At 61.1% G+C, this 22,016-nt stretch carries 20 protein-coding genes; 7 read left to right on the top strand and 13 right to left on the bottom strand.

Annotated features, from left to right (window positions below; translation table 11 throughout):
- Positions 1-51: 51 nt before the first annotated feature.
- The 9 genes from J6524_RS17945 to J6524_RS37385 all read right to left on the bottom strand — a co-directional run bounded on the left by J6524_RS17945 (position 52) and on the right by J6524_RS37385 (position 15,017).
- Entirely contained in the window at positions 52-1,245 is a 1,194-nt protein-coding gene (locus tag J6524_RS17945) for a Fic family protein (protein WP_028348691.1), read from the bottom strand.
- Positions 1,246-1,886: 641 nt separating this feature from the next.
- Entirely contained in the window at positions 1,887-4,124 is a 2,238-nt protein-coding gene (locus J6524_RS17940) for a DEAD/DEAH box helicase (protein WP_225672868.1), read from the bottom strand.
- Positions 4,093-5,427, bottom strand: a complete 1,335-nt coding sequence (locus J6524_RS17935; RefSeq protein WP_225672867.1) for an ATP-binding protein — start codon at positions 5,425-5,427, stop codon at positions 4,093-4,095. The genes J6524_RS17940 and J6524_RS17935 overlap by 32 nt, the downstream gene beginning before the upstream one ends.
- Positions 5,424-7,787, bottom strand: a complete 2,364-nt coding sequence (locus J6524_RS17930; protein ID WP_225673227.1) for a TerB N-terminal domain-containing protein — start codon at positions 7,785-7,787, stop codon at positions 5,424-5,426. Before J6524_RS17930 ends, J6524_RS17935 begins: the two co-directional genes overlap by 4 nt.
- Before the next feature lie 282 nt (positions 7,788-8,069).
- A complete protein-coding gene (locus J6524_RS17925; RefSeq protein WP_225672865.1) occupies positions 8,070-9,281 on the bottom strand; it encodes a Wadjet anti-phage system protein JetD domain-containing protein in 1,212 nt (403 codons plus the stop codon).
- Positions 9,278-12,778 (bottom strand): SbcC/MukB-like Walker B domain-containing protein, encoded by a 3,501-nt coding sequence (locus J6524_RS17920; RefSeq protein WP_225672863.1) that lies wholly within the window; start codon positions 12,776-12,778, stop codon positions 9,278-9,280. Before J6524_RS17920 ends, J6524_RS17925 begins: the two co-directional genes overlap by 4 nt.
- A complete protein-coding gene (locus J6524_RS17915) occupies positions 12,775-13,416 on the bottom strand; it encodes a DUF4194 domain-containing protein (protein ID WP_225672861.1) in 642 nt (213 codons plus the stop codon). The genes J6524_RS17920 and J6524_RS17915 overlap by 4 nt, the downstream gene beginning before the upstream one ends.
- On the bottom strand, positions 13,406-14,740 hold the full coding sequence (locus J6524_RS17910; protein WP_225673225.1) for a Wadjet anti-phage system protein JetA family protein: 1,335 nt from the start codon (positions 14,738-14,740) through the stop codon (positions 13,406-13,408). The genes J6524_RS17915 and J6524_RS17910 overlap by 11 nt, the downstream gene beginning before the upstream one ends.
- A 148-nt stretch (positions 14,741-14,888) precedes the next feature.
- Positions 14,889-15,017 (bottom strand): hypothetical protein, encoded by a 129-nt coding sequence (locus J6524_RS37385; RefSeq protein ID WP_283843323.1) that lies wholly within the window; start codon positions 15,015-15,017, stop codon positions 14,889-14,891.
- Positions 15,018-15,264: 247 nt separating this feature from the next.
- On the opposite strand from J6524_RS37385, the gene J6524_RS17905 reads away from it, so the two are divergent.
- Both J6524_RS17905 and J6524_RS17895 read left to right on the top strand, forming a co-directional pair.
- On the top strand, positions 15,265-15,753 hold the full coding sequence (locus J6524_RS17905) for a hydrogenase maturation nickel metallochaperone HypA (protein ID WP_225672859.1): 489 nt from the start codon (positions 15,265-15,267) through the stop codon (positions 15,751-15,753).
- A 252-nt stretch (positions 15,754-16,005) separates the two neighbouring features.
- Entirely contained in the window at positions 16,006-16,368 is a 363-nt protein-coding gene (locus tag J6524_RS17895) for a metallophosphoesterase family protein (RefSeq protein WP_225673263.1), read from the top strand.
- Positions 16,369-16,676: 308 nt separating this feature from the next.
- Here the strand turns inward: J6524_RS17895 and J6524_RS17890 are convergent, their stop codons facing one another.
- A complete protein-coding gene (locus J6524_RS17890; protein ID WP_084029968.1) occupies positions 16,677-16,856 on the bottom strand; it encodes a hypothetical protein in 180 nt (59 codons plus the stop codon).
- Between the two features lie 41 nt (positions 16,857-16,897).
- On the opposite strand from J6524_RS17890, the gene J6524_RS17885 reads away from it, so the two are divergent.
- Positions 16,898-17,179 (top strand): hypothetical protein, encoded by a 282-nt coding sequence (locus J6524_RS17885; protein ID WP_225672855.1) that lies wholly within the window; start codon positions 16,898-16,900, stop codon positions 17,177-17,179.
- Between the two features lie 1,048 nt (positions 17,180-18,227).
- Positions 18,228-18,437: a helix-turn-helix domain-containing protein gene (locus J6524_RS17880; RefSeq protein WP_225672853.1), complete on the top strand. Its 210-nt coding sequence runs from the start codon at positions 18,228-18,230 to the stop codon at positions 18,435-18,437.
- An 8-nt stretch (positions 18,438-18,445) separates the two neighbouring features.
- On the opposite strand, the gene J6524_RS17875 is transcribed toward J6524_RS17880, so the two are convergent.
- Complete coding sequence (locus tag J6524_RS17875; RefSeq protein WP_225672851.1) at positions 18,446-19,831, bottom strand: tyrosine-type recombinase/integrase; 1,386 nt, start codon at positions 19,829-19,831, stop codon at positions 18,446-18,448.
- Positions 19,832-20,111: 280 nt separating this feature from the next.
- Between J6524_RS17875 and J6524_RS17870 the strand changes: the two genes are divergently transcribed.
- A complete protein-coding gene (locus J6524_RS17870; protein ID WP_225672848.1) occupies positions 20,112-20,333 on the top strand; it encodes a hypothetical protein in 222 nt (73 codons plus the stop codon).
- 38 nt (positions 20,334-20,371) lie between these two features.
- Complete coding sequence (locus J6524_RS17865; RefSeq protein ID WP_225672846.1) at positions 20,372-20,770, top strand: hypothetical protein; 399 nt, start codon at positions 20,372-20,374, stop codon at positions 20,768-20,770.
- Between the two features lie 103 nt (positions 20,771-20,873).
- Here the strand turns inward: J6524_RS17865 and J6524_RS37380 are convergent, their stop codons facing one another.
- Entirely contained in the window at positions 20,874-21,008 is a 135-nt protein-coding gene (locus J6524_RS37380) for a hypothetical protein (RefSeq protein WP_283843322.1), read from the bottom strand.
- On the bottom strand, positions 21,008-21,478 hold the full coding sequence (locus J6524_RS17860; RefSeq protein WP_225672844.1) for a group III truncated hemoglobin: 471 nt from the start codon (positions 21,476-21,478) through the stop codon (positions 21,008-21,010). The genes J6524_RS37380 and J6524_RS17860 overlap by 1 nt, the downstream gene beginning before the upstream one ends.
- An 87-nt stretch (positions 21,479-21,565) precedes the next feature.
- On the opposite strand from J6524_RS17860, the gene J6524_RS17855 reads away from it, so the two are divergent.
- On the top strand, positions 21,566-21,994 hold the full coding sequence (locus J6524_RS17855) for an RrF2 family transcriptional regulator (RefSeq protein WP_225672842.1): 429 nt from the start codon (positions 21,566-21,568) through the stop codon (positions 21,992-21,994).
- The last annotated feature ends 22 nt before the right edge of the window (positions 21,995-22,016 follow it).

Raw genomic sequence — 22,016 nt, 5'->3', positions numbered from 1 at the left:
GAATGTAACGCGGATCACGGCCCTTTTGGGCCGGCCGAAACCGCGTCCGGATCAATCGACCTCGGCAAAGATAGGCTCTTCGCCGAACGGACGGTTGATGATAGTGAGAGCTTCGGGAGCGGCGTAGATTCGATTGCGCGCGTATCCGGTCCTCTCTTGCAGAATGCCGGCTTCTTGCAATTGCGCAATGCCCTGATTTATCTGTGCAGGCGAGATATCGAGCAGTTGGCCGAGCCGCTTCGCAGTCACGACCGGATAGTTATGAAGTTCGTCCAAGGCTCGCATGGCCGCAGATCCCTTTCGGAATTTTCGGCGCTGCCTCCAGCGCTCGGACAATTCCGAAAGTGCCGTCCGGGTTCGGATGAGTTCTTCGACGGTACCGGTCACGGCGTCGGCCATGAAGGTGATGATGGGCTCCCAGTCGAGCCGTTGTTGAGCATCCTTAAGCGAAGCGTAGTACGCGCCCTTTTTGCTTTCGATGTAAGGCGAAAGGTACAGAGGCACATGCTTCTCCGCCGCCATCATGAGTGGAAGTAGAAGGCGACCGACACGTCCGTTGCCGTCGCGAAAGGGGTGCACTGCCTCGAAATGGGTGTGCGCGATCGCCATGCGCGTGATGAACCCTTGCGTCATCTGCTGCATCCCCTCGTTCCGTAGGTAATCGACCGTTTGGGCGAGGCAGTCGGGGACGTCGGCAGGAGGGGGAGGATTCAAACTAGAATATGCGATGTCTTTGTTTCCGCCGATCCACACAACGCGCGTGCGGAGGTCGCCGGGAACGTCCTGGTAGTCGGGGTCGTCCTTCATCACGGCGCGATGGAGATCCTTGATCAGGTCCATCGTGAAGACGCTGTAGCCGTCCTTGGCGGCTCTCGGGATGAATCCGTCCAAGGCAACGGCGTAGTTGCGGACTTGGCGCGTTTCGTCCCGGGCGCCGTCGTCACCCGACTCTTCGACGGAAAGCAGTTCGTCGAGAGTGCTCTGGGTACCCTCGATCGACGAGGAACTGACTGCCTCGCGTCTGGTAAGGACCCGACTGACGATGTAGGGGTCCTTCATCTGGGCCGCGATGGCGTCGACCTTGCCGAAGGCCGCTTGAGCGGCTTCCAAGGCCTTCGTCGCTCCTCCAACGAAGACGCCGGCCTCCGGGGGGGCAGGCGGGACGATCCCGTAATGGGAGTCGTAGGGCGGCGGTAGCCTCTTAAGGGTCTCGCGGATCGTGTGGCTGAGATCGCTGCGCTTCATGGGAACCCAAAATAAGGTCATATTTTCCTATTTATATTTTGGGTTCCTGCAAAAAGCCACAACAGGCTGCGATCGCAGGGGCGCTTGTTTTGGCTTTTCGAAAGTTTCAACGGGCTCTGTTCCCGATACGTTCCATCAAACTTGCCAGCGGCAACATGCCTGCAGGTCTCCCTTCAGCGCTCCGGGATCCTGCCCCAGACCACCCGGTCACTTGGGGGTGCAGCACGCCCTTACCCGCACCTCGTGCCACCTGCAAGCCTCTCGGCAAGCTGGCCCATGGTCATGACGTGCACGCCGGGTTCGTTGCAACGCGCACGAGAGTCGTATGAACGACCACCCTTCTGCACAATTACATCTGCCGACAAAAAGTCCCGCCTTTGGTGCGCCTCGAATTGACAGTACTTTGGCGCAGCCTGAATCTTCAAAAGCGTGGAGCACTCTCATCGGTTGAACTCTTCGGCAACTTCGCCCGATCAAGACGGCGCCGGTTTGCATCACTTTTAAGGACTCGATGCCGTGATCGGTAAAAAGCATGCCGCTCGAAATCCGAAAAGCCAGTCCTACGGCTTTACCGCGGCTTCCGGGGAATTCGATCTCCTTTCCCGGAGCTACACACGCGTCCAGTGAGGATCGTCGGATGGTCAGCGCAAAGTCTTGGCGATTGCCGTGGCCGTGCCAACGAACTGCCCGTTCTGAAGTGCCCACTGCTTCTGAGCGAGCGCCTCCGGCACGAAGTCCTGAAACTTCCCTGAGCGTACGTTCTTCACGAAAGCTGCGACGTCCATAGGGTCGAGCGCGGACATGCAGCCGAGTTTCTCGAGAATCGGCACCATCTGCGCCGGCGTGGTCTCGGGCACGGTCACTCCCAAATCGTGGACACCGCACTCCAAGCCGGCCATTCCGAGCGCAGCGCTGAAGACGGCCGTCGTCTGCGAGCCCCTCCAGACGAAGAGGTGGAGGTCGCGCTCTTCCTGGATGAGGGAGCGCCGATCGAGGTCGAGCGCCCGAAAGGTATCGCGCCCTTCGGCCAACAGTTGTTGGGCTGCCTTGTCCAGGTATTCCGGAACATCGTTGTCGAGGTAGACCGCCCTCATCTCGGCCAACAATCGGTCGTGCGCGGCCTCACCGTGAGATGGCTCGAACCGTGGCACCATGCCTCCCGGATGCGGAGCGACCGACAGGACCTTTCCGGCCTCGTCGACGTCGAGAACGATCCACCGTTGCCCGGCGAAGACCACCAGGCTGTCCTTGTGAACCGGGAACGAGATCGGGAGAGTGCCGAGCGTGCGCCCGGCCGCGGTGAGACGCCATTCCTCCGAACTCTCGAACACAGCGAAGAAATCGCGCGACTGCACGATCTTCTCGCCCTCCGAACCGAGCATCAGGACGCCGTCTGGCGCCTGTTCGATCATCCGGACCTCACCGGATCCCAGATGACGCAGCAGCTGCGCGAAGTCCGCCGTATCGATCGAGTTGAACGGTCCCGGCCCGCACAGCAGATCGAACAACGGCTTCGGACGGATGCCGCCCCGTTCGGCGATGACGGACAGAACTTGATGGATCAGCGTGGAGGTCATTTCCGGGCTGGGCGCAGCAGGCTCGACGAACCCAGCCAGCAGCAAGCGGACCACAGCCACCGACCGGATAGTATTCGGACGCAATTGGTCGAGGATGCCCGACTTGACGTCGACGTAGGGCTCGCGAACGTACACGCGTAGGATCGACGGGGTCCCGCGCCGCCGACCAGTTCGGCCGAGACGCTGTCGCAGAGACGAAAGAGAGCGAGGCGCGCCAACCTGGGCGACCGATTTGACGGAGCCGATGTCGACGCCAAGCTCGAGGGTCGACGTACATACCGCCGTCGTCGGCAGGCTGCCGTCCTTCAGCCGAATCTCGAGATCCTCTCGGAGAACCTTCGAAAGACTGCCGTGATGAGGATAGAACTCATTCGAAACGCCCGCTTTCTCGCATCGACGCCTAAGACGGTCGGCGGCCGACTCCACGGTTCGCCGAGACCCGCCGAAGACCAGATTGTTCGTGCCGCGCAAGGTCGAGAATAGATGGTCACAGATCGCGTCCAGCGCGATGCGCTTAGGCGGTTGAGCGTCTTGGCTGCTTCCTTCCGCATGATCGGGATCGTCGAGATCCGGCGGCTCGACGTAGCCACGTATCTGGAGCCGCAACTCTGGAGAATCCGCCTTCGCGACGAGAAGGTCGACATTTTGCGGAGCCGACGGACGAAGCCAGGCCGTAGCTTGGGTCAGATCACCGATGGTAGCCGACAATCCGACTCTGCGGGCTGGCTTCTGAGCCATCGCGTCGATGCGCTTCAGGAGGCTGGCCACATGCAGTCCGCGCGGACCCTGCAGGAATGCGTGGAGTTCGTCGACGACGATAAAGTCTGCCGACGCAAAAAGGCGATGCGCATCGCCCGGGCGCCGCGTCAACATCGCCTCGATCGATTCAGGCGTAATCAGCGCGATACCCGAAGGTTTCGCGATGGCTTTCCGCTTTTCCGCCTGAGAGGCGTCCCCATGCCATTTCACGACAGGAATCTCCATCGTTTCGCAGACTTCATCCAGCCGCCGGAATTGGTCGTTGATCAACGCCTTCAGAGGGCTAACGTAGATTGCAGAGAATCCGCCGCCCTTCCTTTCCGCGATCAAAGTCAGGATCGGCAGGAACGCCGCCTCCGTCTTTCCGGCGGCGGTCGCAGCAGCGATTACGACGTCCCCCGCCCCGTCGAGAATGGTGCCAATGGAGCGTGCCTGGATTTCGCGAAGTTCATCCCAGCCCTGGTCGCGTATCCAACGTCTGATCTTCGGATGAAGCCGATCGAAGGCCCCTTCAGTTGCCGATACGGAGATTGGTGAGCTCATCGCCCTCCCCTCCCGCGGACTGCGTCGTTTCCTCCGTGACGGCGATATCGGGCGCATCGGGCGCAATCTGGATCCCGCCGATCAGGTCCTGCCAGCGTGCGCCTGGGTTCTGTTCAAGAACGGCGAGCATCTGCACGAACGCGCGGACGGTGGTGCGTGGCGTCCGGAAATACGCCTCTCCGATGCGGCGATTGCAGTGATCCATGAAAGCGGTCAAGGCCTCGTCCGGCACCAGAAACTTCGCGGGGTCACCGCCAGCAAAGACGTTCCTGATGTTGGACAGAAGCACGAGGAGATCTTCCGGCGTGAGGCTCTGCAGTCGGATGACCGGACCGCTATAGTCGACTAGCCCGTTCGCCGCGAAGCGGTTTTCGGACAAACGCGATTGAAGCGCTTCGTAGCTGTACAGGCCGCGCCGCGTGTCTAGGAGGAATTCCGGCGTACCGCACATCATGAAGCCGATGCCGGTGGTATTGCCCTGCAAGGCATCGTTCACGATGCGAAGGATTTCCTCGAAGTTCTGATTGCGGGCCTGGGAATTCTGCAGCTTGTAGATGTTGACCATCTCGTCGAACATCACGATCAGGCCGGCATATCCTGCCAACCGCGTCAGACAGGCGAGGGATTTCAGCGAGTCGTAGACGTTATCATCGTCGATGATGGTCCGCACCCCAAGCGCCTGGCGGGCTTCCGTCTTGGTCGAGAACTCCCCGCGGAGCCACCTCAGGGCCGAAGTTTTCAAAGACTCGTCGGAATGTTCGCTGCCGCGCCAATAGGCCTTCAGCACGACGGCGAAATCGTATCCCCCGACGAAATCCTGAATGGGAGCGAGCTTCTGATCGATCATGGTCTCGACCGAAAGCTGCCGATCGGCGGCCTCCTTAACGGAGTCCGTGACCAGCCTTTCGATTACCGCACCCAGCGCGCCGCCGTCCGGCTTCGTGCGAGTGGCCATATTGCGAATGGCCTCGGAGTACAGCGCCCGCGCCTGTCCGCCGCCCGCGTGGATGCGTCTATCCGGCGCAAGATCGGCGTGGACGGTGACGCACTTCCGCTCCAACGCGATGAGACGGATCAGGTTCGCGAAGAACGTCTTGCCGGCACCGTATTCGCCGATGATGAAGCGCACGCCGGCGCCGCCGTCGGAGATCCGTTCGATGTCGCGAACCAGCGCGGTGATCTCCGCCGCGCGGCCGACCTGGATGTGCGGCAGCCCTATGCGTGGCACCACGCCGGCGGCGAGCGCCTGGATGATGGTGTCCCGGTCCTTCGCTTTGATCGGGCGTGCAGTGGATGGATTCATGCCGCTTCTCTCAGTTCAGCCAGCCTGTTGCGCAGGTGCTCTACCATGACGACGTCCTCGCCTTCCTCGATGATTGCCTCCTCGAACCGGTCAAAGGCCCAATCGTTGATCCGTTCGATGGCCCCGTCCGGCAGCAGCTTGAGGTCCTTCGCGCGCTGCTCGAACTCCGCCCTCGGCAGGGATCCCTTAATTTCGAGGAGCTCGACCAATTCGGCATGGGCGGCGTCGAGCCCATCGAGCGAGCCGGTCGTGCCGGAGACGGCGGGGGATGGTTCGGGCAGCGATGGCGCGTCTTCTTCGAAAATATTCGCCAGGAGCGCCGAAACCGTTTGGGTCTCGCGCTGCGTACGTGCAAGCCGGGCGGCATCGATGCGGATCGTCGATGCCGGGGCCGACTCCGCCTGCGCCTTGGCCGTCTCGGCCGGAATGGGCGCATTCTCCGAGACGGGGATCGGTACCCCCTCGGCACGGACTTCTTGTGAGATGGCAACGGGCTCGTCGGCTGCCTGGGTTGGACTTGCGCGATGCAAGGCGGAATACACTCGTTCCTTCGGAAGACCGAGCGCCTTGTGGAGCCGCTCCAGAAAGCGCACTTCGCTCGGATCCACGTTCTCGTTGCCAGCGATGATCGCTAGTGCGGCATCGGCGATGATCGTACGCTCCGCTGGGCTGCGCTCGCCCAGCTTGCGCATTACCCGGTCCTGCTTGGGCGGACTGTTGAACACGGTCGCGGCGTAGGCGATCAGCCGTGCCTGCTCGATCGGGGATAGATCCGAGGCGTCTCGAACTCCTGCGACCACGCGCTTCAACTCGTCGGCGGAGGCACCGCCGTCAGCGGCCGCGGCCAACACGGCCACCTCGACCTGAGCCTTCACGGCTCTGTAGCTGGATCGGTCGGAATCGACCTTTCCACCGCCATCCGCTTTGAAGATGATGACCTGATCCTCGAGTTGAGGGACGCCGCTCCCATAGCGGCGATCCGGCTCTATCGCGATGTCGATGCGGTCCAGAGCCGAGCCGAGCTGGTCGGCAAGCGTGGGCGTGACTTTCCCGTTTGCGGGCATGTCGAAGCCCGCCGCCTCCAGCATGTTGCGCATCTTCGTGCTGGCGCGTTTGTGTTCGCCCATCGAGCGGTGCATCTTCTGGCCAAAGAGGTGAATGCGTCCATCCGCAGGGTCTCGTTGCAGCGGTTCCGGTAACAAAAGCGCGGCCTGCATAGACTCGCGGGAGTCGGGACGCCGTCCGACGAAGCGACTGAAGCTGTCGAGTTCGTCCGTGCACTCCTGAACGATCCTCTTCAGATCGGCCGGCCCCTTTCCCGAAGTCTGGCAAATGTCCGGATATCTCTCGTGACTACCCGGTATGAGAACCTCGAACGCGCCGCTCGCGGCCTTATAGCTGAGGCGGATGTTGCCTGTTGCTCGAAGCGCAAGGCCGCTGGGATAGCGCTCGTTGAACCGATAGCGGAAGAGCCGCTCGAATTCCTCGAAGCACCGGACTGCGGGCGTCCGAAGATAGACGTCCGGAATTGCAAGCGCCCACAGCAAGGCGTCGTGGGGGCCGAGCGCTCCATCCTGCTGAAGCGCCCGCCCGAGGTGCAGTCGGATCGCGACATCCACTTCCGAGGAGACTGTCCGCTCCGGGGAAGGAGTTGGCGGCAAGATCGGAATCCCGGCGGCTATTCTGGCATAGCTCAAAAAGCGCATGGCGTAGCCGCGGAAGGAGTTGTTGTCCGCATAGACAGTCAGCAGCCGCTCCACTTCCTGAATGAGAGCAGGCAACGACGCAAGATTCGTCTCGATGAAGGCGCGGTGCTCCAGACCGTAGAAAAAAAGGAACACGTGTCCCACGCCGTAAGCTCGGCTGCTGCGCCCTTCGGCCATCCAGTTCAGGAAGCCGCGGCGGGCGGCAGGAGTGATGGCGGCATAGGACGGCCAATAGGGCATCGAACTTCCTTCGACGTCAGGCCGAGTTGCCCTCGCGGAGAGCTTCGGATTGATCGCGTACTGATCAGTCGAGCGCCGGTCGTCCAGCTGCACGAAATCGCCCAGATAGAACAACCCGCCCGAGATCTGCGCGCCCTGCACGACCACAGTTTCCGAAGGATCAACCCACCGCGCTGGAGCCCGCTTTGCTGCCTGCCGGTTCATCGGCGCGGCGACTGATCCCTGGTCGGTCTGCGCGAGGAACGGCGGGGGAGCTTTGCCCGAAAACAGCGCCCGCGACCCTATCGCCCAGATCAGGAGTAGCACCCCCACAACAATTGCAAACCCTGCGATGGCGGCGCCATTTTGCAGGACGAAGTGATACGCCGCGCTCAGGGCCCAATAAACGAGACCCAAAACGATCAATAGGCCCATCCCCGCCGAATTATTGCTACGTCGCCCCATCGCTCAGTTTCGTCATAAATGCAGGCACCGATCAAATGGGCGCCGTAATTACGAGACCGTCCCATGGAGTTGCCGATTGTCGCAAGCGCAATCGAGAAACTCCACTGCCGTTTCCACCTGTTTTGAAGGCCTATGCGATGTATGACTTTGACTTCATAAGAAGATTAGGCGCGAACGATCGGCCGTCATGCCCCAAAACCGTTTCGTTTCCATCTGCACACCTGCTCCCCCTTGCGCCTGTTTTCCTGACGCTCAGCCTAGGCCGTGATCCGCAGCTGGCACGACGGACCGCGGCTCCAGCGCCTCCTGCTCCAGGTGGCGCACATCGGATCCAAACGCCAGCCAGTCAGCCAAATTGCGGATAGCGCTTTCGGATCTCGCGATCGACCCTAGGCTCGGTTCCGGGTCGGCCGGCTGCCCGGCCTTCTCCGCCAGCTCTTTGGTCATCAGGTGCGGCCGCGGCCCACGCGGCAAGTTTTCCTCCAAATACCTGAAAATCCGCAGACCGCCGGCATCTACATCGCCCCAGTGAAGGAACGGCACCTCGGCCGGCACGGTCACCAGAACCTTCGACAGGAGCTCGATGACTCCCGCCGCCGGGAAACCGCCGGTGTAGACGACCAAGCTGCCGTCCTCGATCTCGCGAACCTGCCGATTGAAACTTGCGTAGTTCTCGATCGTCAGGACGGCCGTCGGCCGCACCAAGACCGATAGCTGCGAGAGCATCTCCGGATGGATTGATGCGAACGGCTTGGCGCGACCGTCGACCACGCGGCCACTGGCCCCGTCCACGGCAATAGGCCCTTTCAGATGAACAGGGTGGCTGAAACGCTCCAGGCCGATGTGCGCCCAGACTACGTCCGCCGCTGCACCGGGCTGCCCGATCTGGACGCCGAGAACGGCGGCGAGCCGCGAAGCGTGCCGATCGAACGCCTTCGTGTCGTTCGTCGCCTTTTGGGAGAAGGTTCGCGCGTCCAGTCCTTTGGCCTCCTGCCGCGAGATGGACGCCAACAGCGTGAAGAACTCCTTGGAGGCATCGGCCTGGCCGGCCGTCAGGCGATAGGCGGGCTCGTTGCGGGTCCACCGAGCCGTCATTTCATCCAATAGGCCGACCACCCACGGCTCACCGGCCGTAGCGACCGGAAGCAGCTCGTTCCTGACGCGCTGCGCGGTCGCTGGCGCCGGCGGACGCCCCAGGTGTCTGGCCAGCAGTTTAGGATCGCGCACGCGAACCCGCTCGATCAGATGGCTCCGGTCTCTCTTGCCCTGCAGCAGTTCGACGGCGCCGAACCTCTCCGCCGCCGCCATCTGATCGTGGAAGCGGCTGACCTGCTGCGCGGTCGATAGCCTGTCGTACTCCGGAGCCGCGGAAGCCGGCCGGGAGCGATCAGGGTTGCGCTCGCTCCGCTCCAGCAGCCGGTCAAGGAATTCGACGCCGGCATCCGGTGTACGAACGTCGGTCATTCCGCCGCCTGGTCCTGGGGGATGACCGCAGCCTTCTCGACAGCAATCAGCTCGGATTTGAACACGTCGAAGCCCTTCCGGTATGGGTCGATCGCAACGATCGCGTCGCGGGCCTTCTCGGTCAGGAATTCAGTGTCGATCATCACCTGGTTGCCGAGCCGGTTCACATTCACGACGGTGTCGACCACTTCCATGAACACGTGACGCTTTTCGTCGGGGGTGGCCAGCATGACCTGGAGCCCGAGATCCCGCATGAATTCCGAGCACTGACCGATCGCCTTCGTGTCCAGTCGATTGAAGGCCTCGTCGAAGATGGCGAGCGACAGTCCGCTCTCGCCGGTGCGCCGGTTCTGGTACGTGGCGGCCAACGAGGCACCGATGGCGATGTAGAAGGGCAACTGGCCTTCACCACCGGATCCCGTGCCCGCACGGCTCGTCAGCGACGATCGGATCTTGCCTTCGGCATCCTGGATGTAGAGTTCGAAATTGAAATACTTGCGCGGGTCCTCGATATCCTCGGTCCGCGCCTCCACATTCGACAGGATCTCCTCGATCTGGCGAACCGCCCGGATCATGGCAGAGTTCGCGTCGCCGCTGCGATCCCCGAAGAGAGACAGATTGAACTCTGGCTTCCTGGATTCCGCGACGAGCTCGATCATGTCGACATGGGTCGGGGCATCCAGCGCCTTGAACGAGTAGTAGTCGCGCCCGTGGAACTGACGATCCTTGAGGTGACGATTGAGCTCGTTCAGGGTGGCCTTAATGCCGGTGAAGGCGTCGTCGAGGCGATGCAGGAGATCATCGCGGAATGCCGAGGTCATCTCGGTCGCGGCGTTCCGGCACTGCTCCTCGTATTGGACCAGTTCATGTGCGTCGAGGCGCTGCTTTTCCGCCGCGGCCCACTTCTCAACGGCCGCCGGCGTCGCTTCTTCAGCCGTGAATGGCGGCACGACATGGAATTCCTGACCATGCTTGTTCATTGCGCCGGTCATTTCGCGCATGAGACTCGAGCGGCGATCCGTCGAGCGGCGATCCCGATCGGCCACGAAGCCAGCGATGAGGTTTTGTATAGATTCAGTGGCGATCGCAGGGACCTGCCCCCGGTACTCGCGCATGGCCGTCGACTGCGGAAAGCTATCCCGCATCTGGCGCGCGCGACCGCGCCGGACCGACGACAAGTGGTCGCGGTTCTCCTTCACATAGATTTCGTATGCGCCCTCGGCGCGGTCCCGCGCCGTTTGTGCCCCGTTGAAGGTCACTTGAGTCGTGTTTTTCAGCCGGGCGACCATCGCCGCTTCAGACCGCAGACGATCTCGCCCTGATATGAGCTTGGGATCGCGATTACGCCTGGCATCCTGGATATTCTTCTCAGCATCCGAGATCTTGCGATCGAATTCGACCAACGTAGCGCCGCACAACAAGCAGCTCAGCCCCGCGCCCTGTACTTTCTGGAATTGCGCGAACATGCCCTCGAAGAGACGGTCCTCTTCTTCCAAGCGCCCCACCTCGCGAGCCTGTTCGGCGAGCTTGAGCTCGAGCTCTTCCCGCTCGGTCTGAAGTTGCTGGCGCATTTGGGCCTGGGTGGCGCGACCGAGTTTCAGGTACTCCGGCTTAGGAAGCCGCCGGACCGTCCTGCCGCCCTGCATCATGCGATCGGGCGTAATGGCGTTCTCAGCGGCAACCATCCTGTCCATGGTCTCCACCATCATCAGTCGGCCGAGGCGATAGTTGAGGAAGGCCCGCGCGTGCCGGTTATCCGTGCTGATGATCTGTGCCAGCGAGCCCTTTTCGGGCGGCCTGGTACTGTCGGTCTTCGTCGTGTTGATGACCTCAGCGTGCTGAAACGAGTACTCCCCGCCTTCCCGATAGATTTCGAGGGCGCGCACCGCCCGACTAGGGTCGACGATCAGCGCCTCCCGGGACCGCCCCAAGACGGCTTCAGCCGCCATCCGCCACTTATCGTCGCGGATTTCCACCAGATCGCACAAGGGTTCAGCTTCGATGCCATGCGAACGAAGCTGGTCGATCAGCTCCCGGGTGCCGCGCTCGATGGGGCTCAGTCCCTGGTCCATTCGCTTGAGATTGCTGTCGATTTGATCAATGCGATCCTGAAGATCCTTGGTCGCGATGCGGGCGTTGAGATGGACATCTGAGAACGTCTTGCGGACCGTCACGAGCCTTTCCTGATCGACTGCGGCGAGCGCCGCATCCAGATGCGAGGCGCTATCCTTCCAGTCTTCCGGGAGCGTCTTGTCCCATTCGGAAAGTGGCGCCCTTCCACGAGCGACCACGACTGCACTCAGCAGTGCATGCAGTAGATCGTCCCGGCGGACCAGCAGATTGCGCTCGACGGCCTTTTTGATCGAAGCGATGAGCCCATCGATCTCGTTGATCGGCGCCATTGCATTGGCCCGCTGACCTAGGGTGAAATTCTTGTCCGATTCATACATTTGGGCAAGTTGTTCGCCGTCACTAGTGTTGATCGACAACTCGACGGCCTTGAGCTCCGTTTCGAGCGTCGAGTGCCGGGTCGAGGCAGCGACGGCTTCCACTTCCGCTTTTGCAGCGACGCTCTTGAGCTGCGCAATGTTCTCTTCCTGACGTCGCGCATCCCGCCGGAACTTCTCCCACTCAAGGCAGGCAATCTGCCAATTGGTGACCGCGATAACCCGTTCGTTTTCGACGGCGCGGCCGACGATGCGGAGGATTCCGGCGAGGCTCGCGCTCTGCGCCCTCAACTCCTCGATACGGCGGGTCAGCGAACGCCAATGTTCGATCCCGCGCCGAAGCCTGTCGACCTGGAGGGGCTGAACGTCGAGAACGTAGTTCCGGACAAAGTCCGTGGGATTGTCCACCGGCTTCAACAGCAGCGCGTTCCGGAACGCCTTCTGGAAGCGCCTCGGGTCGAGCGGGAAGCCTGTCGGCGATAAGACCCGGAGCGATTCCGCCATGAAGTCCGTGGCGCTGGAGAACGCGTCGTCCACTTCGATATTCCGGGCGCGCAACGCGGTGCGCACCGCATGCCACTGCAGCGTCTCGACCTCATCGTCGCCAACCGCAGCGAGGATGTCTTCCTTCATCATCGCACCCTTGGCAATGAATCGCGCCTCGCAGAACTCGTCGCTCCTCGATGCCGATGCCGAAAAAGCCACACCCAGGCTTACCGCCGAGCCGTCTTCCAGATTCTCGAAGCCCAGGATGATGTAGGTGTAGGCATGCTGGCGAGTCGGCTCCGACCGCTCGCCCTTCTCGTCGAGCGAGACCACGCCAAGGCAATAGTCTCGCAGCGTCCGCTTGCTCCTGACGTTGCTCTGGGCGCTCGGATTGAACCGGATGCTGGCCATACTCGCGCCGGAGAGCACGGTCTGCACGGCGTCGATGATCGCCGATTTCCCCGCCCCGTTCGGGCCGATGATCGCGGTCATGCCGCGCATGTCGACCTGCTGTGCCCGGAACAGGTACCAGTCGATCAGGATGATGCGACGCAGTTCGATCACGCCTGCACCTCGCTCGCGGCGTCGGTCTTTGCCGTCGCCGCGGTGGAGCGCGAGACAAACTCCTCCAGAGAGCCGAGGGTGTCCTTTGAGACCACGATCGGCAGGGCAGGCCGCAGGAACAGGGTGAAGTTCCTATCGTCACGATCCTCAATCCGGACGAGCCCGCGCTGCCTGAAGCCGGCCAGGATTTCCTTCACGCGCCCGAAGTTCGGTCGCTCCCGATGGGTCCGGTCTTCGTAGATCTGCAGGATCTGCTCGCTCTCGACCTCCACCTCGCCGAATTCTTTAGCCTCGAACCGCGTGAACGCCTCCTCGTAATGGAGCCGCAGCACCAGCAGGAGCAGGCTCTCGTCGAGTTTCATGCTCTGACGGGGAGGCAGTTCGTTCGTCACGAGGCCGACGTATCCGTCGTTCGGCCTGCCCACGACGCGGTAACCCAGGGCGTCAAACAGGTTCTCGAAGTAGCCAATGTAGCGACGGAGCACCTCGTAAGAGGTCTTCATGCCCCAGTCGTTTTCATAGATGAATTGGGCGCGCCAGAGCGACTGCGCGGCCTGGCGCAGATCCTTCTGCAACCGGTCGCCGTCGCCGCCCTCGGAATCCTCGTCGTCGATCAGTTTTGAAAGATCACGCAGCATCGGCCGAGGTCCTCGTTCTCTCGATACGGAATGCGGTCACGTCAATCCAGTCGTTAGAGGTGCGCTCCTCCTCGAGCGCGATCGTGAATTCACCCAAACGCACAGAGCGGCCCACCGCCGCCAGATTCGGAAGGGCTCGGTAAGCAAAGAGATCCGGAACGCTCTGGATCTCGATCTCGGAAGAGGACATTGCATCTCGACCTTGCATCTGCCGGCGAGCGAACTCGAGCAGCTTCTGATCGGACACGCGCACCATCCGGTCGAACTCGGTCGTGGCCTGGACATAGGCGCGCAGATAGGGATCCTGCTTCGGCACTTTGAAACGCGTCCGCTCGGGCGGAGCCTTCGGCGGCGGCGGGGTGTACAGCGCGAGTGATGTGATCGGAAGTGCGACATCCGGCGACCTCAAACGGATCTCGACCTCGTCGCTGTCGACTTTCGAGATCTGCTCGATCAGCCGGACGATCCGCTCGGCGGACCCCTCCCCCATGACGTCCATGTAGTGGACGGTGGTGCGGATGCGGCGCTCGAGGCGGTCCCGGAAGTCCTCGATCTTGTCCATGAACGGTCCGACGTCCTCGAACACGCTCTTGATCTTCTCGAGCTCCGCGATGACTCGTTCCTCGGCTGTGGCGATCGTGGCGCCCGCAGCCATCACACCCTGCTCGATGTAGGCGCGCGCGATCTTGCCGAGACACTGGGCGTCCGCAAGCATGTCGCCCGCGAGCGATGCGATCGTGCGGCGATGACGGTAGGGGTTGTTGGACGTCTTGAGTTGCTTGTAGTCAGCGATCAGCAGCCCGTCGACAAAGTCCTGGAAGAAAGTGCGGAGGATGGCCGCCGCGTTTGCATTGCCCAGAATGCGGTCCTCGATCTCGCGCATGCCGGCGAGAATCCGGCGCATGCTGCGGGCGAACCGCAGGGCCGTGTCGTGCGCGTTGGCCAGACCTTGGGCCATGGTCTCCGGCTCGCGGTTCGCGGCCTCAAGGTTGTTCTTGACGTCGACAACGGCTCCGGCGACGCGCACCCGGCTGTTGCCGAAGTCGGTGATCGCGCCCAGGACCATGAACGCGTCCGGATTCATGTCAACGTAGGTGCGCCACTTCTCGGTCTCTTCCGTGAGCCAACCGGTGTCGCGCAGTCGATAGTAGGCAAGGTAATGAGCTTGGCTCGTGGTCTGATCTTCCTCAGGGTCGCCCTCGGAAAGCTCGCCCATCGATCCGATGCCGAACTCCGAGAGGCCGATTTCGATCTGCTTCACGACCTCTTCCCTGAGCGGCGTCTCGAGGATCCGTGCCGAATAGACCCTCTCGTAGAGACGCATCAGCAGGCGCGCGTAGACGTGCTTCTTCGGCCCCGATAGAGGCTTGAAGAGGGTCTCCGGAAGATAACCAAACAGCTTCATCATCGGTCCTTCAGCCGATGGATTGAACCGTTACGCTCCTTCAACTGCAAGGAAAAACAGTAGAGTTTCAGGGCGTTCTCCTTGCTTTCCTCCGCTTCAGAAACTCCGTCGCGGCCTGCTCAATGATATCCCAGGCTGCCCGATGCTCGTCGATGGCCACCTGCTTGATGTCCGCGATGACGTCCTTGTCCATCATCGCAATGAACGTAACCCGGGCCCCTATGGGGGTTCGTTTGCCCTTTTTCGGCTCTTCCTTCCGACCATTGACCCCTCCGCTGCGAGAAGCCTTTCGTTAACCATAGCGGGGGCGCGGGCCCGGATGGCAGCATCTCATCGACCGGTGCTGCGTCCAGATCCGGACGGCTGTCCAAGCCGACGGCGGCACCTTCCAGTTGACGCAAATCAGAGAGAATATGGCTCGCCCCCCGTATTGGACGGACCGATTGTCTCTTGACGCGAACGGCCAGGTCGAGGAGGCGATCGATCTGGCCGAGGCCCGCAGCGCCTGCACCTGTGAAGTGTGCGGCGAGGTCGGCGTCCTCCGCGGCGGCGGCTGGCTGACGACTCGCTGCTACCGGTACGCCGAGGGCCGGCCCCCTGCCGAGGTCCGCCCGGCTTCGAGAACATCGGCATCGTCCGGTACGGCATCGGCGATCAGCGCCGGACCACCTGCCGACGCTACGACCGGGAGAACGATGCGTTCGTGGACGTCGATCCCGCCTACCCCGGAATCGAGGAGGAATGGGATGACCAGATTCCGCTGTCGCGCTTGCGGCCAGGAAGGCGATTTCGTCTACGACCCGAAGCGGCACGAGTGCCCGCGCTGCGGCTCGCGCGAGGTGCAGTTTCGCGCTCCCGACCAGCTCGTGTATGAGATCATCGAAAGCCTGAGCCGGGCCGAACCCCTCGACCGCGAAGGCGAGGAGGACTGACCATGCGCTTGTGGGTCATGTCCGACCTCCATCTCGAGCTCACGCGGGGCTGGGACCTGCGTCCGACGCGGTGCGTCCGGATTACGACGGGCTGATCGTCGCCGGCGACGTGGTCCCCAGGGCTGAGCGCGGCGTCCGCTGGTTGCTCGACCGCATGACAGACCGGCCCCACATCTACCTCATGGGCAATCACGAAGGTTACGGCACGACCTGGGAAGGACGCTTGAGAAGGCCAGGGCTGCGGCTGACGGAATGCACGTGCACGTTGCGGAGAACGAGACCGTCCGCGTCGGCGATGTCACGTTCGCGGGTGCGACCCTCTGGACGGACGTCGGCCTCAACGGCCACGCGCATCGCGCGATGATGACCGCCGGCGACCGGATGAACGACTTCAAGAAGATCCGGATTTCAAACTATGAGCCGCGCTTCCTGCCGCATAACGTCCTCATGAGGCATCTCAATTCTGTGGCGTTTTTGGACGCCGAAATGCGCAAGCCCCGCGGCGGGGACCGCCTGGTCCTCGTCATGCACCATGCGCCGGTGCGACAGATGCCGCCACAGCGTAGCGTCCGGAGAGCGACCTCGCCCTCGACGCCGCCTACCGCAGCGATCTAACGCGACTGCGTGACGACGGACGGGGCGCGCTGCGCCCGGCCGACCTCTGGCTCTATGGCCACACGCACGAGTCCTTCGACGCCACGATCAGCGAAAGCCGTGTGGTATCCAACGCGAAGGGATACGGGCTGTGGCACCTGGGACCACCCCGACTTCAACGAACGCCTCACAAGGGCGGCGAGGTTCCGAATGCTCGGCAGCTTAGCCGACTCACATTTGATTGGCCCCGACGTGACCGCCACCAATCGCTCAGAATCACCGATGCGGGAAATGGGCGACAGGCCGCACTCCGGCCGGTCGCCTACAGGTTAAGCGCGCGTTGATAATGAAACGCCTAGCTTTGCTGCCATCGCAGTGGTGGCAGCGGGAGTCCGCTTTAGCGCTTTTGCGATCCTGGCGACGCCTAACTTTGCTTTTGCCATGGTCTTCATTGTTCGAACATCGTCTTTCGTCCACGCGCGGCGAACTACTTTCTTTGCTTTTGCCATTCTTTCTCCGAATCGGATTGGGACAGAGCCGGGCTTCTATCATGACAGTCTGCATTGGCGACAATGAACAAGGCGAGAATGTGAATGCGACTTCGTCGCCTGAGATTTGGATTACTATTGTCGGGCGCAAAAACGGGCATGTGCCCTCTCATATCAAGGGAGACCAGCATGGGCGAGCGATTTTTAGAGCGCGCGTCGTTCAGGCGCTTGCGGAGGAGGCAGACCCCTTGGTCAAGAAACGGCTTCTGCGCCTTGCGAATAATGACGACGGCATGCGAAAGCAGACAACGCGTGATCACGTGAAAAAAAGCCAGCAGTTCTAAATTCGAAAGTCAGGCCGCAGATTAGCCGACCCTTTTTGCTGTGTAGTGTCGTCGGGCATCGAACGGCGGGTCGAAAATTATTCATATCCGCAAAATGGGCGACCTCGACCTGCCTCAACAAATGGCAAGATTTCCGGCGGCATCCAGAGTCGCGATTTTGAGCAGCGCGCTTACCGGCACCATGTGCTTACTATCGCGCGCCGTATATCGCGCCGTCGCTTTCACAAGCTCAAAATGGCTATAGTAGATTTCGGTGCAGTCACCGTTCAAGTCGATCTAAATAAGCCAATTTGCGACGCGGCATAGTTTGTTTGTACCTGCACTTTCTTCCCGTCTGGCCTGATCGCGCCATCACCCTTAGTGCTGCGCCCGGCGGGCCATCTGCCCCCTTACGATTAGCCTTAGATAGCGACCAATCCAAATAGCACTCAGCAGGACAATTACGGCCCCTCTGGCAACTTGGAGCATTGGCTCTCTCAAACACGACCATGGGCAAATTCTCTGCCGGTGAATCATCACGCGCATTTTTTGGCCATCTCTCCGCACCACATCATCACTTCACGTGATCCAAGAGCAGCCAGCTAGGCCAGCCGTCGGCCTGTCCAGTTCATCATGACCAAAATTGTGCGAGCTAAAGCAACAAAGGCGACGGCTTGATGCGCGTTCAGCAAAATTGGTCACACCCAAAAATGATGCGAAAATCCAGTCACCGGAAAATGATCGCTGTGTTCTTCTCCGATCTCACCGGGTCTCAATGATCCTCGGCTCCTTCAGCTGTCCCATAATACTCGAAGCTTTCTTAGCTTTCACTGGAGAGAGGAGCGAACGCCGTGATTGAATGAATCGACGCGGAGCGTTCTTCCCTGCCACTCGTTTTTATGTTGCGGTCACCAATCTTGCGGTCACCAATCTGGTGTCGAGAACCAAACTCACAAAGGCAAGTCAGGCGCGCGCTGTTCCGAAAGCGCGGCCGTTAGCCGCACGAGACCGCCGATGCTGATTCAATTGGGCGACGGAGAAGAACGAACAACCGAGCAGGGAGCGATCGATGGCGATGACGGATGAGCCCCGCCAAAAACGGAACCTGATTCCGTTGAAAAAGGCGTTGGAGCGGGGTGGTTTCGGCCGGACCAAGGCCTACAAGCTGATCAAGAAGGGAAAGATCATCGCCTACAAAATGGAGGGCCAGACCATGGTCGATGCCGATTCCATCGAGGCCTATCATATGACCCTCCCTCGCATTGAGCCGAAAACGTGAAGGCGCTCTTAGTTCGCACAGCTTTCAAGGATTTCCTTGATCGGCAGAATCTTTTTTGGGAGGGCAAAGCGATCGATCCGGTCAGCCCAATGCTGCATCAGCTTGGTCCGCGAGCCGATCAGAGCCAGCGGTCCGTGCCGTTTGTAGATCGCCTTCACCGAGTCACTTTCGAGATGCGCAAGCTGCAACTCGATGACGTCGCCATCCCACGCCTTGGCTTCCTTGATCTCCTCATGGTGACAAAGGGTCGAGAATGTAGTGCGGAAGCCATGGGCGCAATGTTCGGTCTTGGTGTCGATGCCGAGTGCACGCAGCCGAGAACAAAGCGATCTACCGGACAAGGGCGCATCTTCGGCACAAGCGAAGACGTAGCGCCGATTGCCGTTGATTTTCCGCACGCGTCGCAGGATAGCGACGGCTTGTCGCGACAGGGGCACGACATGATCCCAGCCGGTCTTCATCTTAGCAGCAGGAATAGTCCACCGTTCGGCATCCCAGTCGACTTCTGACCATTCCATGTTGTTGATCATGCCGGGGCGCGGGATGGTAAGTGCATCGAGCCGAAGGGCATCACCGACGACATCACCAAATCTGGCCTTCGCCCATGTCGGCATGATCAGCCTGAACAGGCGAATCACATCCTGCGGATCAGTGACGCCGGGCCGCGGCGTCGAGACGTTGGCAATAAGCTGCTTCTTGCAGGCACGGAACGGATTGTAGCCATCCCCTTCGAGGTCAGCGTAGTCGCAAACTTGCGAACCGATACTGTGAACTCGGTCACGGGTCTCTAGTCTGCCTTCAGCCTGCATCGCCCGAAAGAAAGCGAGAACGTCGGGGCGTTTGATGTCTTTCCGACAGAGCTTGCCGAAACGACCCTTCAGATAACCAGCCCATCTTTCGAGCAGCGCGATGGTTTCAGGACTGCGAACTGTGACAAGTCTGCCGCGCTTGATCTTCTCGATCTTCTTCTCTGCAAGCCATTCATCGATCCACACGCCCAGAGGGCGTTCGGCCGCCCGACGATGTCTTTCGAATTGTTTTTCGACGGAGGGATCGACTGGTGGGCTTTGGGCGAGCAGCGCCTTTGCGACGTCGCGCTTCTGACGTGCAGTGGCGAGTGAAAAGGTGCCGTCGTTGCCATCGCCGTAAGGCCCGATGGAGTAGGTCTTCTGTCGGCCATGAAAGCGATAGGCCATCTGCCAGAGCTTGGAGGCGGCTTTGCCCGGCCTGTTCAGGTCCGGCTTGATGAAGAGATAGAGACCGCCGCCTGTCACGTCAGAAATTTTCGTGGCGGTCCAAGCGCCGTTCTCGAATTTCGGTTTGGCGGCGCGACAGTCGACGTCGGTCCTTATCTGCTGGGGGTTTGCGTGCTCGCCAACCTGACTGCGTGCCATCTGCTTCGACTTCTCGCGTCTCGGAAGATCGGAATTGTGCCGCGACGTTTGTTCTTCCGATACCAACAAAAATACCAACAAAGTCGGCGGTTGGACGCGAACGAGAACAAACAGTGACGAACATGAATGTACGCGGAAACCCCTATTTTTCAAGCGTTTCCGAGCGTGTGCGAACACCATCGAACATCTTAGAACGTCTTCGAACAGTCTGCCTTCTTACGTCCGAGGTAATCGAAACGGATCACGGGCTGGCTCATGTTGGGGACACAGGAGATGACCCATGCTGATGCTTATCCTCTTCCGTCTCGCTGCCACCGTGATCCCCTTTGTGATCAATCTGGCCACCTGGTTGCTGGCGCGTTCGCTGAACATGCCGCAGCCGGTCGTGCACGACACTGGCGTCTTCGTGTTCGTGCGAGTGCAGACGATCGAGAACAAGATCGGCAAGGCGCTCTGCTCCATGCGGCTGTTGCGACAGTTCCGGTCGCTGCTGCAACGCTGATCCCTTATGGAAGCCACCCCAAGCAAAGGAGAATCGTCATGATCCGTCCGTCCACCTTCCTGAGTCGCGCTCTGCTCGCCGACGCCATCTTCAGCGGCGTCGCCGCTGTTACGTTGACGCTGGGCGCCAGCGCGCTGGCGCCGTTCCTCAATCTGCCGGAAGTCTTGTTGCGCGAAACCGGCCTGTTCCTGATCGCCTATACCGGGCTGGTCGGCTGGCTCGCCTCGCGGTCAACGGTGGCGAAGGCGCTGGTGCTATTGGTGATCGTAGGCAACGCCGCGTGGACGCTGGGCAGCATCGCACTATTGTTCTCCGGCGCGGTGTCGCCGAACCTGCTCGGACAGGTCTTCATCGTGGCGCAGGCGATTGCCACCGGCGTATTTGCGGAGCTGCAGTATATCGGGCTGCGCAAGAGCGGTGAGACGGTGACGGCGTAAGCATCAGCCGTCATTGCGAGCGAAGCGAAGCAATCCACTTCTCCACTTGCGGCGGCATGGATTGCTTCGTCGCTTTGCTCCTCGCAATGACGGTGGAAGCACCTCAGCTCAATACCAACGCCGCGATCATTCCCGCAAACGTCAATACCAACCCGATCACCAGCATCGGCACCAGGCTGGTACCGGAATATGGATTGGCCTGCTCCTTGCTGGTGACGGCATGCGTACGATAGGCCATTAGACTGCTCCTGCCTGCTTGCGTCGAAATCGTTCGCCCTTGCCCAGCATGACGCCATGGACGCCGGCGATGCCGAGCTCGAGGCTCTGTGCAATCCGCCGCGCCCGCTCAACAAAATGCGCTTCGGCTTCGCCCGGACAGATCTCGCGGGCGGTTTCCTCGAACAGCGCGAGCCAACGGTCGAAATGGCCGCCATCGACCGGCAGCGGGAGGTGCTTGGCCATTGGGGTGCCGTGGTAGCGGCCCGTCATCAGCGCGACCGACGACCAGAACGCGCACATCTGGGCCAGATGCGGTTCCCAATCCTTGATACGGGCGTCGAAGATCGGCCCCAGCACGGCATCCTCGCGCACCTTGGCGTAGAAGCCTCGCACCAGGCGCTCAATCATCGCCTCATCGATGCCCGTCCGCTCCATGATCTCGGCGGTCAACTGCTCTCGACGCGCCGGCCCTGCCACGATCGCTTCCATTTCCAGGCTTGCCCCTAAATAGGTATTTCAAATGCCTATTTAGATGGCTATAGATGATTTGCAAGCAGATCTTTTGAAAGGGCTCCCATGCGCCTGACGTCGTTTACGGATTTTGCCTTGCGCGCCCTGATGCGGCTGGCGGGCGAGCCCGACCGCTCCTTCGCGACCAACGAAATTGCGGCCGAGTTCGGCATATCCCGCAACCACCTGGCCAAGGTGGTGCGCGACCTCGCCGATAGCGGCTTCATCTCGACCCAGCGCGGTGTCGGCGGTGGCTTCATGCTGGCCCGCCCGGCCCATTCGATCACGATCGGCGAAGTCGTGCGCGCGCTGGAGGGGCCGCCGCTGGTCGAATGTTTTCGCGAGGACGGCGGCAGTTGCGTGCTGAAGCCGCGCTGCCGTTTGAAAGCCAAACTCGCTGCCGCGCGCGAGGCCTTTATGCGCGAACTCGACACCACGACCCTGGCGGAGTGCGCCTATCCCGCGCCGGCCAAGCGAAGCCCAGCCCATGCATGAGGGCTACAACAAAGCATCAGGT

The organism is Bradyrhizobium hereditatis, from assembly GCF_020329435.1.
Lineage (GTDB): Bacteria > Pseudomonadota > Alphaproteobacteria > Rhizobiales > Xanthobacteraceae > Bradyrhizobium > Bradyrhizobium hereditatis.
Note: the sequence above shows the minus strand (reverse complement) of the source record. Positions and strands in the feature narration are given on the sequence as shown.